Annotated in this window: 11 protein-coding genes; all 11 read right to left on the bottom strand. The window is 69.1% G+C overall.

The features are described from left to right. Positions 1 to 19: 19 nt before the first annotated feature. From PHR85_RS04220 to PHR85_RS04170, 11 genes are read right to left on the bottom strand one after another with little or no spacing between them, the layout of a single operon-like run. Positions 20 to 787, bottom strand: a complete 768-nt coding sequence (locus PHR85_RS04220) for an RNA methyltransferase (RefSeq protein WP_300050852.1) — start codon at positions 785 to 787, stop codon at positions 20 to 22. Next, positions 784 to 1,464: a ribonuclease HII gene (gene rnhB, locus PHR85_RS04215; RefSeq protein WP_300050849.1), complete on the bottom strand. Its 681-nt coding sequence runs from the start codon at positions 1,462 to 1,464 to the stop codon at positions 784 to 786. Before rnhB ends, PHR85_RS04220 begins: the two co-directional genes overlap by 4 nt. Next, positions 1,436 to 2,599 carry a lipid-A-disaccharide synthase gene (gene lpxB, locus PHR85_RS04210; RefSeq protein ID WP_300050846.1) on the bottom strand — a complete coding sequence of 388 codons (1,164 nt, stop codon included), beginning with the start codon at positions 2,597 to 2,599 and terminating at the stop codon, positions 1,436 to 1,438. The genes rnhB and lpxB overlap by 29 nt, the downstream gene beginning before the upstream one ends. Beyond that, positions 2,599 to 3,393 carry an acyl-ACP--UDP-N-acetylglucosamine O-acyltransferase gene (gene lpxA / locus PHR85_RS04205; RefSeq protein WP_300050843.1) on the bottom strand — a complete coding sequence of 265 codons (795 nt, stop codon included), beginning with the start codon at positions 3,391 to 3,393 and terminating at the stop codon, positions 2,599 to 2,601. Before lpxA ends, lpxB begins: the two co-directional genes overlap by 1 nt. A gap of 13 nt (positions 3,394 to 3,406) precedes the next feature. After that, on the bottom strand, positions 3,407 to 3,847 hold the full coding sequence (gene fabZ, locus PHR85_RS04200) for a 3-hydroxyacyl-ACP dehydratase FabZ (RefSeq protein ID WP_300050840.1): 441 nt from the start codon (positions 3,845 to 3,847) through the stop codon (positions 3,407 to 3,409). Then, positions 3,844 to 4,878 carry a UDP-3-O-(3-hydroxymyristoyl)glucosamine N-acyltransferase gene (lpxD, locus tag PHR85_RS04195; RefSeq protein WP_300050837.1) on the bottom strand — a complete coding sequence of 345 codons (1,035 nt, stop codon included), beginning with the start codon at positions 4,876 to 4,878 and terminating at the stop codon, positions 3,844 to 3,846. The genes fabZ and lpxD overlap by 4 nt, the downstream gene beginning before the upstream one ends. A 10-nt stretch (positions 4,879 to 4,888) precedes the next feature. Continuing rightward, complete coding sequence (locus PHR85_RS04190; RefSeq protein ID WP_300050834.1) at positions 4,889 to 5,404, bottom strand: OmpH family outer membrane protein; 516 nt, start codon at positions 5,402 to 5,404, stop codon at positions 4,889 to 4,891. Further along, complete coding sequence (gene bamA, locus PHR85_RS04185; RefSeq protein ID WP_300050832.1) at positions 5,404 to 7,716, bottom strand: outer membrane protein assembly factor BamA; 2,313 nt, start codon at positions 7,714 to 7,716, stop codon at positions 5,404 to 5,406. The genes PHR85_RS04190 and bamA overlap by 1 nt, the downstream gene beginning before the upstream one ends. A 12-nt stretch (positions 7,717 to 7,728) precedes the next feature. Beyond that, positions 7,729 to 9,090: an RIP metalloprotease RseP gene (gene rseP, locus PHR85_RS04180; RefSeq protein WP_300050829.1), complete on the bottom strand. Its 1,362-nt coding sequence runs from the start codon at positions 9,088 to 9,090 to the stop codon at positions 7,729 to 7,731. A gap of 6 nt (positions 9,091 to 9,096) precedes the next feature. Then, entirely contained in the window at positions 9,097 to 10,293 is a 1,197-nt protein-coding gene (gene ispC, locus PHR85_RS04175; protein WP_300050826.1) for a 1-deoxy-D-xylulose-5-phosphate reductoisomerase, read from the bottom strand. A gap of 19 nt (positions 10,294 to 10,312) precedes the next feature. Continuing rightward, on the bottom strand, positions 10,313 to 11,146 hold the full coding sequence (locus tag PHR85_RS04170; RefSeq protein ID WP_300050823.1) for a phosphatidate cytidylyltransferase: 834 nt from the start codon (positions 11,144 to 11,146) through the stop codon (positions 10,313 to 10,315). Positions 11,147 to 11,148 lie beyond the last annotated feature (2 nt).

The following is an 11,148-nucleotide window of genomic DNA, read 5'->3' as shown; positions in this document are numbered from 1 at the left end:
CTAACGCCAGGAATCGCCCTCAGGCGACACCGGCCGCGCTGGCATGCAGGCAGATCGCGGCGGCGGCGGCCGCGTTGAGCGACTCCTCGCCGCCGGGCTGCACGATGCGCAGCGTCATGTCGGCGCGCGCCAGCAGCGCCTCGCCCACGCCCTGCCCTTCATGCCCGAGCAGCCAGGCGCAGGGCCAGGGCAGCGCGGCGCGGTGCAGGAATTCGCCCCGGTGCGGGCTGGTCGCCAGCAGCGGCACTTGCAGTGCTTCGAGCTCGGACTCGGTCAGGCCCTCGCGCAGCTGCAAGGCGAAATGCGCGCCCATGCCGGCGCGCAGCACCTTGGGCGACCACAGCGCCGCCGTGCCCTTGAGCGCCAGCACCTGCTTGAACCCCATCGCGGCGGCACTGCGCAGGATGGAGCCGACATTGCCCGGGTCCTGCAGCCGGTCGAGCACCACGCTGGGCGCCTGCGGATCGACCGCCGTCTGGGCCGGCAGCGCATGGACGAAGCCCATCGCGGCCGGCGAATCGAGCGCGCTGAGCTGCGCCATCAGGCCGTCGGCCAGCACGACCCGGCGCACGGCGGGGTCCAGCCCCCATTGCGCCACCTGGGCCTGCGCGGACTCCGCCATCACCACCGCCTGCGGTTGCAGGCCGCGTGCCAGCAAGGCGCGGCAGAGGTGGTCGCCCTCCAGCCAGACCTGGCCGAGCTTGCGGTAGGCCGCAGCGTCCTGCGCCAGCGCGCGCAGCTTCTTGACCAGCGCGTTGTCGCGCGAGGTGACGATCTCGGGATTCATGGGGTCTGCATGGCGATGGCCAAGTCGTGAAAGGGATGGGCGAGCAGGCGCTCCCGCAGGGTCTGCGCCGCCTGGGCCACCGGAGCGAAGCTGCCGCGGTGTTGCGGGCAAGGACCGTGCAGGCGCAGCGCCTGCAGGTGCTCGGCCGTGCCGTAGCCCTTGTGGCGCGCGAAGCCGTATTGCGGGTACTGTTGATCGAGCTGGATCAGGCCACGGTCGCGCGTGACCTTGGCCAGGATGGAGGCGGCCGAGATCGCCGCCACCTTGGCGTCGCCCTTGACAATGGCCTCGGCGCGGACGTCGAGCAGCGGCAGCCGGTTGCCGTCGACCAGCACCAGGCCGGGCCTGAGGCGCAAGCCCGTGACCGCGCGCTGCATCGCCAGCAGGGTCGCCTGCAGGATGTTGAGCCGGTCGATTTCCTCGACGCTGGCCTGCGCGATGCAGCAGCACAGCGCCTTGGCGCGGATCTCGTCGTAGAGCGCCTCGCGCCGGGCCGCGCTGAGCTTCTTGGAGTCGGCCAGCCCCATGATCGGCTGGAAGTCGTCCAGGATCACGGCGGCGGCCACCACCGGCCCGGCCAGCGGACCGCGACCGGCCTCGTCCACGCCGGCGACCAGGGCGGGCGTCTGCCAGTCGAAGGCGGCCTGCTCAAGCGGCAAGGACTTGCTCGATGGCATCGGTGGCCCTTGTGACGGTGTCGCGAGTGAGCTCGCGGTGCATGACGGAAAAACGCTGCTGCAGCGCCTCGCGCCGCGCCCGCGTGGCCGCGTCATCGGCGAGCCAGGCCAGCGTTTCGCGCGCCAGCGCGGCCGGCGTGGCGGCCTCCTGCAGCAGCTCGGGCACCAGGAATTCGCCAGCCAGGATATTGGGCAGGCCGACCCAGGGCTGCAGCATCTTGCGCTGGTGCAGCTTCCAGGACAGCCAGTTCATGTGGTAAGCGATCACCATCGGGCGCTTGAACAGCGCGGCCTCCAGCGTCGCGGTGCCGCTGGCGATCAGCGTGACGTCACAGGCGGCGAGTGCCGCGTGCGAGCCGCCGCGCGTGACCTGCACGGCCTCTTCAAGGCCGGCGCGGTCGACCAGCTGCTGGATGCGGGCCTGTTGCGCCGGCACCGCCGGCAGCACGAAACACAGTCCGGGCCGCTCGCGCCGCATCAGCCCGGCCGCCTGCAGGAAACGCGGCAACAGATGCTCGATCTCGGCCTGGCGGCTGCCCGGCAGCAAGGCCACCACGGACGCCTCCAGCGGCAGGCCGAGCTCCATCCTGGCCTTGGCCCGGTCGGGCAGCATGGGAATCAGCGGCGCCAGCGGATGGCCGACATAGGTCGCGGCGATGCCGTGGCGTGCCAGCAGCTCGGGCTCGAACGGGAAGATGCACAGCACATGATCGACGCAGCGGCGGATCTGCTCGACCCGCTCGGGGCGCCAGGCCCAGACCGCGGGCGCGACGAAATGCACGGTTTTCACGCCGGCCGCGCGCAAGTCGCCTTCCAGATCAAGGTTGAAATCGGGCGCATCGACGCCGATGAACAGGCGAGGCTTGTCGGCCAGCAGCCGACTTTTCAGCTGGCGGCGGATGCCGACGATCTCGCGGTAGTGGCGCAGCACCTCGACATAGCCGCGCACGGCCAGCTTCTCGCTCGGCCACCAGGCCTGAAAGCCGGCCGCCTGCATCCGCGGCCCACCGATGCCGGCGGCGCGCAGTCCCGGCCAGCGCTGGTGCAAGCCGCGCAGCAACTGGGCCGCCAGCAGATCGCCCGAAGCCTCGCCAGCCACCAGGGCGACGGTGGCTGTACTCAGGTCCGCCACCATCAGCGCACGATGCCGCGCTGCGCGGACAGACCGTCGAGGAAGACCTGCATCAGCCGCACATCGGGCTCGCAGCCCTCGAAGCGCCGCGCCAACTCGGCGATGCGCTCCCTGGCCTGCTCCAGCGTCAGGTTGTCGCGATAGAGCGCCTTGTGCATGGCCTTGACGGCCGCGATGCGCGCGGCGCTGAAGCCACGCCGGCGCAGGCCCTCGAAATTCATCGAGCGCGCGGCGGCCGGGTGCCCCTCGCTCATCACGAACGGCGGCTGGTCGGCCAGCAACACGGTGCCCATGCCGGTCATGCCATGCGCGCCGATGCGCACGAACTGGTGCACGCAGGTGTAGGCGCCCAGGATCACCCAGTCACCGACCACGACATGGCCCGCGATCTGCGCGTTGTTGGCGAAAATCGTGTGGTCGCCGACCAGGCAGTCATGCGCCAGATGGGTGTAGGCCATCATCCAGTTGTCGCTACCCAGGCGCGTCACGCCACCACCCTGCACCGTGCCGATGTGGTAGGTGCTGAACTCGCGGATCGTGTTGCGCTCGCCGATGACCAGCTCGCAGGGCTCGCCCGCGTACTTCTTGTCCTGGTTGATCGCGCCCAGCGAGACGAACTGGAAGATGCGGTTGTCGCGGCCTATCGTCGTGTGACCCTCGATCACGCAATGCGGACCGATGGCCGTGCCGGCATCCACCTTCACATGTGGACCGATCACCGTGTAGGGGCCGACCGTGACCGAGCTGTCGAGCTCGGCTGCGGGGTCGACCACGGCGGTGGGGTGAATATTGCTCACGCGCGCACCTGGCTCAGGCGATCTTGCGCATCGCGCACATCAGCTCGGCCTCGCAGGCGATCTCGCCATCGACCCGGGTCGTGCCCTTGAACTTGAACATGCCGGCCTTCATGCGCTCGAGCGTGACTTCGAGGATGAGCTGGTCGCCCGGCTCGACCGGACGCTTGAAGCGCGCGCCGTCGATGCCGGCGAAGTAGTAGACCGTGTTGTCGTCCGGCGAGGTGCCCAGGGTCTCGAAAGCCAGCAGCGCGGCGGCCTGCGCCAGCGCTTCGAGCTGCAGCACGCCCGGGAACACCGGACGGTGCGGGAAATGGCCGGTGAACTGCGGCTCGTTGACGCTGACGTTCTTGAGCGCCTTGATGGACTTGCCCTTTTCCACTTCGAGCACGCGGTCGACGAGCAGGAAGGGGTAGCGGTGCGGGAGTTGCTTGAGGATCTGGTGGATGTCCATCATGATTTCTTTTCCAATGCTTTGATGCGGTCGCGCAGGCTGTGCAGTTGCCTGAGCGTGGCCGCGTTCTTTTCCCAGGAGCGGTTGTCGTCGATCGGGAACACGCCGCTGTACTGGCCAGGCTGATGGATCGAGCGCATCACGACCGAGGCGGCCGAGACATGCACCCCGTCGGCCAGCGTGAGATGTCCCAGCACGACGGCGCCGCCGCCGATAGTGCAGTGGGCGCCGATCCTGGCGCTGCCGGCGACGCCCGCGCAGCCGGCCATCGCGGTGTGGCGGCCCACCTGCACGTTGTGGCCGATCTGGATCAGGTTGTCGAGCTTGACGCCGTCCTCGATCACGGTGTCCTCGAGCGCGCCGCGGTCGATGCAGCAGTTGGCGCCGATCTCGACCCGGTCGCCGATGCGCACCGCGCCGAGCTGCTCGATCTTGATCCACTCGCCCTGGTGCGGCGCGAAGCCGAAGCCGTCGGCGCCGATCACGGTGCCCGCGTGCACGATGCCATCGGCGCCGATGCGGCAGTCGTGGCCCAGCGTCACCTGCGGGCTCAGACGGCTGCGCGCGCCGACACAGGCGCGGCGCTCCAGCACGCAATGCGCGCCGATGCGGGCGCCCGCGTCCACGACGACGCCGGCATCGATCACGGCAAAGGCACCGACCGTCACGCCAGCGCCCAGCCGCGCCGTGGGATGAATCACCGCGCTCGGGTGGATGGCGGGACCCGCGTCGGCCTGCTCGGCGGCCTCGCGCCTGGCCTTCCACCACTGCGTCAGGCGCGCGAAATAGAGGTAGGCGTCGGGCGTCTCGATGCAGGCGCCGCGCGCGCCAGCCTGCTCCAGCAGCGCGGGCGGCACGATCAGCGCGCCAGCGTGCGTGCTCGCGATCTGCGAGGCGTAGCGCGCCTGCGCGACGAAGGACAGCGCATCGGCGTCGGCCGACTCAAGCGAAGCCAGGCGCAGCACCCGCAGCTCGGGCGCACCATGCAAAACGCCGCCCAGGGCGGCGCGGATTTCGGCCAGGGTGGCGCTCACGGCCTGACCATCACTTGGCGTTGTTGAGTCCGCTCAACACCTTGTCGGTGATGTCGAGCCTGGGATTGACGTAGACCGCTTCCTGCATGATGAGGTCGTACTTCTCGCTCTCGGCGACCTGCTTGATGACGCGGTTGGCGCGCTCGAGCACGATCTGCAGCTCCTCGTTCTTGCGTTGCGCCAGGTCTTCCTGGAACTCGCGGCGCTTGCGCTGGAACTCGCGGTCGAGCTCGACCAGCTGGCGCTGACGCGTGCCGCGCTGGCTCTCGGACAGGGTCGGCGCATCCTTCTCGAACTTCTCGGAAGCGGACTTGAGCTGACCGGCCAGCGCCTCGACCTCGCGCTCGCGGCGCGAGAACTCCTGCTCCAGCTTGGACTGGGCCGCCTTGGCGGTCGAGGCTTCCTTGAAGATGCGGTCGGTGTTGACGAAGCCGATCTTGAGTTCGGCGGCCGAAGCCAGGGTGGCACAACCGAGCGCCAGTGCCGCGATGGCCTGGCGCGAAAAAACGCGCTTGAACGATTTCATCAGAAGGAGGTCCCGATCTGGAATTGGATGCTCTGGGTCTTGTCGCCGGATTGCTTGCGCACCGGACGGGCGTAGGCGATTCTAAGCGGGCCGATGGGCGAAATCCAGCTGATGCCCACACCGGTCGAGGCGCGCAGGTCGGCGAAGTCGAGCTTTTCGTCCTCGCCGTAGATGTTGCCGATGTCGAAGAAGCCGTACAGACGCAAGGTACGGTCGTTGCCAGCGCCCGGGAACGGGGCGACCAGCTCGGTGTTGAGCACCATCTTGCGGGTGCCACCGATGTTGGCCATGGTCGTGCCACCGATGATCTGGGACTTGCCGCCCAGCGTGCCCTGCTCGAAGCCGCGCACCGAGCCGAGACCGCCGCCATAGAAGTTCTTGAACAGCGGATAAGACTTGCCCGACAGGCCCTCGCCCCAGCCCGCCTCGGCGTTGAACGCCAGCGTGAACTTCTTGTTGAGCGGGACATACTGCTGGAACTGGTAGCTGGCCTTGGCGTAGCGGGTGTCGCCCGCGATGCCGAGCTCGCCGTTGACGCGCTGCAGGCGACCCATGGTCGGCACCAGCGCGCTGTCGCGCGTGTCGCGGCCCCAACCGACCGTCAGCGGCACCGAGACCGGCGCATCGCCGAAGGTGCCGATGAAGTCGTTATAGGCCTGGGGCATGCCGTTGCCCGGATCGATCTTGGTCTGCTCCAGGCCGGCGCCGAAATACACCGTGTCGGTCTCCGAGAACGGCACGCCAAAGCGCACCGCCACGCCCGGCGTGGTCAGCTTGTAGTTGCCTTCCTGCGTGGTCAGCGGCTGGCTGGTGCGGTAGTAGAGATCGAAGGTGCGCGAGATGCCCTCGGGCGTGAAATAGGGGTCGGTCGTGCTCAGCGAGAGCTGGCGGTTGTACTTGCTGGTGTTGACGTTCAGGCCCAGGTAGTTGCCCGAGCCGAACAGGTTCTCCTGCTGGATGCCGGCGATCAAGGAGAGCTTCTCGGCCTGCGAGAAGCCAGCGCCCAGCGTCAGGTTGCCGGTCGGCTTCTCGGCCACGCTGACCACCAGATCGACCTGATCGGGCGCGTCGGGCACCTCGACCGTGTCGACCGCGACCTGGGTGAAGAAGCCCAGGCGGTCAACCCGGTCGCGCGAGAGCTTGATGCGGTCGCCGTCGTACCAGGCCGATTCGAGCTGGCGGAACTCGCGCCGGATCACCTCGTCGCGGGTGCGGTTGTTGCCTTCGACGCTGATGCGGCGCACATAGGCGCGGCGCGAGGGCTGCGCCGACAGCACCAGCGCGACCCGGTTGTTGACGCGGTCGATCTGCGGCTTGGCCTCGACGCGGGCGAAGGCGTAGCCGAAGCCGCCGAAGAACTCGGTGAAGGCCTTGGTCGTCTGCGCCACGTCCTCGGCGTTGTAGGGCTGGCCGGCACGGATCGCGATCAGCGACTTGAATTCCTCTTCCTTGCCGAGGTAGTCGCCCTCGAGCTTGATGCCCGAGACCACGTAGCGCTTGCCTTCGGTCAGGTTGATCGTGATCGACATCGCGTCCTTCTCGGGCGCGATCGCGACCTGGGTCGAGTCGATGCGGAACTCGAGGTAGCCGCGCGACAGGTAGTAGCTGCGCAGCGTTTCGAGATCGGCGTTGAGCTTGGTGCGCGAGTAGCGGTCGCTCTTGGTGTACCAGCTCAGCCAGCCGCCGGTGTCGAGGTCGAACAGGCCGCGCAGGGTGTCCTCGCTGAAGGCCCGGTTGCCGACGATGCGAATTTCCTTGATCTTGGCGATATCGCCCTCGACCACGCTGAAATTGACGTTGACGCGGTTGCGCTCGATCGGCGTGACGGTGGCCGTCACCTGGGCCGCGTAGAGGCTGCGCGTCAGGTACTGGCGCTTGAGCTCCTGCTCGGCGCGGTCGGCCAGCGCGCGATCGAAGGGACGTCCATCGGCCAGGCCGATGTCGCGCAGCGCCTTCTTGAGCACCTCGGCGTCGAACTCCTTGACACCGCTGAAGCTGACCTCGGCCACGGTCGGGCGCTCCTCGACGATCACGACCAGCTCGTCGCCGTTGACCTGCAGGCGGATGTCCGAGAACAGGCCCAGGCCGAACAGCGCGCGGATCGCGGCCGTGCCCTTGTCGTCGCTGTACTGGTCACCGACGCGAAACGGCAGCGAGGCGAACACGGTGCCGGGCTCGACCCGCTGCAGCCCCTCGAGGCGGATGTCGCGCAACTGGAACGGTGCAACAGCCCAGGCCGGCAAGGCGGCCACCAGGGTGGAGGCGATCGCGCCCATGGCAAGCGAGCGCATGCGGAAAAGGGAGTTCTTCATGGAAACAGGATTTCAGCCCAACAGTCGGGCGATGTCATTGAAAACGGCCACGCTCATGAGCGCCAGCAGCATGGCCATGCCGGCACGCTGCAGCCGTTCCAGCCAGAGCACGGAGAGGCTTCGGCCGGTCACGCCTTCGATCAGATAATACAACAGGTGCCCGCCGTCAAGGACCGGGATCGGCAGCAGGTTGAGCACGCCCAGGCTGACGCTGATCAGCGCCAGGAAGCTCAGGTAGGCCACCGGCCCCAGACTGGCGGATTTGCCGGCGTATTCGGCGATCGAGATCGGGCCGCTCAGGTTGTCGAGCGAGGCCAGTCCGGCCACCATGCGGCCGATCATGCCCAGCGTCATGGCGGCAACCTCGCCGGTGCGGCGCAGGCCCTGCGCCAACCCGCCCAGCAGGTCCTCCTGCACGATGACGGTCTCGGGCGGAGCCCCCACGTAGGCGCCGATGCGTGCGACCCGCGCGGCGCCCTCCCCCTTGGGCTCGGGTCGCACCATCAGCTCCAGCGGCTGGCCGGCTCGCTCCAGCCGCCAGCGCGCCGCCAGCCCCCGGCCCTCGGCGTCCAGGCTGTCGCGGATGAGCTGGCGCAACTGCTGCGCGTCTTGCACCGGCTGACCGTTGACCGACAGCACCCGGTCGCCGCGCAGCAGGCCGGAGCGTGCACCCGCCTCGCCTGCGACCAGCTCGCCGATCACCGGCGCCGACCAGGGCGCGACGATGCCGATGCGGGTCAGCAGCCGGGCATCGGCCTCGACCGGCCCCAGCGTCGCCAAGGGCAGGCGGTATTCGTCGGTTTCCGACTGCTGGGCCGAGCCGGCCCACAGCCTCAGGTCCTGGCCGGACAGCGCGGCTTGCGTCAGCTCCCAGCCCAGCTGGTCGAAACTCACGATCTCGTGCGGCTCTTCACCTTCTAGCGCCAGCCGCTGCACCCAGAGCCCGCTGCGCAGGCCCGCCTCGGCCGCCAGCGTGCCGGCCGCCGGTGCGGACAGCACGGGCCGCGCCTGCGGCTGGCCGACCCAGGACACGGTGGCGTAGAGCAGGACCGCGAGCACCAGATTGGCCAGCGGGCCGGCCGCGACGATGGCCGCGCGCGCGCGCAGCGACTGGGTGTTGAACGCCAGGTGGCGCTCCTGCTCAGGCACGGCTGCCTCGCGCTCGTCGAGCATGCGCACATAGCCGCCCAGCGGCAGCAGGCAGAGCGTGAACTCGGTGCCGCTGCGCCCGCGCCATTGCAGCAGCACCGGCCCGAAACCGATCGAGAAGCGCAGCACCCTGACGCCGCAGGCCAGCGCCATGCGGTAATGCCCCCACTCGTGGACAGCGATCAGCAGCGCCAGCGCGCAGACAAAGGCAAGCGCGGTCAGCATGAGGGCTTAATGACTGCGCGCGACACGCTCGGCAGCCAGGGCGCGGGCACGGGCATCGATCGCGAGCAGGTCGTCGAGGCCGCGCGGCGCGGCCGGCTGGTAATGCTCCAGCGTGGCGCGGTTGATCTGGTGGATCTGATCAAAGCGCAGCCGGCCTTCCAGGAAGGACGCCACCGCCACCTCGTTGGCGGCATTGAGCACCGCCGTCGTGCCCGGCACCGCATTGAGCGCCTCCCAGGCCAGGAACAGGCCGGGAAAGCGGACCGGATCGGCCGGCTCGAAGGTCAGCGCGCTCATGCGCGCGAAATCCAGCGCCTCGGCGCCCGACTCGATGCGGCGCGGCCAGCTCAGGCCATAGGCGATCGGCACCCGCATGTCGGGCGTGCCGAGCTGGGCCACGACCGAACGGTCGCGGTACTGCACCATCGAATGCAGCACGCTCTGCGGGTGGATCACGACCTCGATGCGCTCGGGCGGCAGGCCGAACAGGTAGCGCGCCTCGATCACCTCCAGCGCCTTGTTCATCATGGTGGCCGAATCGACCGAGATCTTGCGGCCCATGACCCAGTTCGGGTGGGCGCAGGCCTCGTCGGGCGTGACCCGCGCCAGCGTGAGCGGATCGCGGCTGCGGAACGGCCCGCCCGAGGCGGTCAGGATGATCTTCTCGACCCGCTCGTTCCAGGTCGAGGCATCCTCGGGCAGGGACTGGAAGATGGCCGAGTGCTCGCTGTCGATCGGCAGCAGCGTGGCGCCACCCTGGCGCACCGCCCGCATGAAGAGCTCGCCGCCGACGACCAGCGCCTCCTTGTTGGCCAGCAGCAGCTTCTTGCCGCTGCGCGCCGCCGCCAGGCAGGGCTCCAGGCCGGCAGCACCGACGATGGCGGCCATCACGGCATCGACCTCGGGCAGCGAGCTGATCTCGCACAGGGCGGCGGGCCCGGCCAGCACCTCGGTGGCCAGACCCTCGGCCGCGATGCGCTCGCGCAGCAAGGCGGCATGGGCGGGCGAGGCCATGACGGCGTAGCGCGGCTTGAACTGGGCGCATTGCGCCAGCAGCAGCTCGACCTGGGTCGAGGCGCTCAACGCAAAGACTTCGAAGCGTTCCGGGTGGCGCGCCGCCACGTCCAGCGTGTTCTTGCCGATGGAGCCGGTGGAGCCGAGCACGGTCAGACGCTGGCGTGCCAGCAGGAGGGAATCAGGCATGGGCGAGGTTCAGGTGAATTCAGAGGGTCGCGAGCATCATGCCCAGCGGCAACACCGGCAGCAAGGCGTCGACCCGGTCGAGCACGCCACCGTGGCCCGGCAACAGCTGGCTGGAGTCCTTGACGCCCGCGCTGCGCTTGACCAGCGACTCGATCAGGTCGCCGCAGACGCTCATCGCGGTCAGCAGCAACAGCGCCAGCAAGGCGGGCAACGGCCCCATGGCCCAGAGCCGGCCATAGAGGCTGGCACCCGGCGTGCCGTAGCGCTGCTCGGCCCAGGTCCAGCAGATGGCCAGCAGCAGCACGCCGGCCGCGCCGCTGTAGACGCCGGCCCAGCTCTTGCCGGGGCTGATGGTCGGCGCGAGCTTGCGCCGGCCAAAAGCCTTGCCGCCGAAATAGGCGGCGATGTCGGCGGTCCAGACCAGCGCCATGATCGAGAGCAGCAGCGCGACGCCCTGGGCGCGGGCCTGCGCCATGGCCCACCAGGCCAGCCCGATCAGGGCCAGTCCCAGCCACAAGCGCAGTGTCTGCGGCACGCGGGGCCAGCCGGCGACACCGGCGCGCAGCAGCAGCGGCGCGGTGACCAGCCAGAAAATGCCGGTGATCTGCCACAGCAGTGGCAACTCACGCGCCAGGCCGATCTGCCACCAGGCCAGGCCCAGCAAGGCACCGAGACCGAGCCCGCAGGCCAGCGCGGCAGCGAAAGCCAGCCCGTTGAGCCGAGCCCATTCCCAGCCGCCGGCGACGATCAGCAGCAGCGTGAGCAGGCAAAAAGGCTGGGGATCGGAATGAAACAGGGCCGGCAGCAGGACCGCGAGCAGCAACAGGGCCGTGAGGATTCTTTGCTTGAGCATGG

The sequence above is a fragment of the Malikia sp. genome, assembly GCF_028687635.1.
GTDB lineage: Bacteria > Pseudomonadota > Gammaproteobacteria > Burkholderiales > Burkholderiaceae_C > Malikia.
The sequence above is the reverse complement of the archived record's forward strand: the minus strand, read 5'-3'. Positions and strand labels throughout refer to the sequence as shown.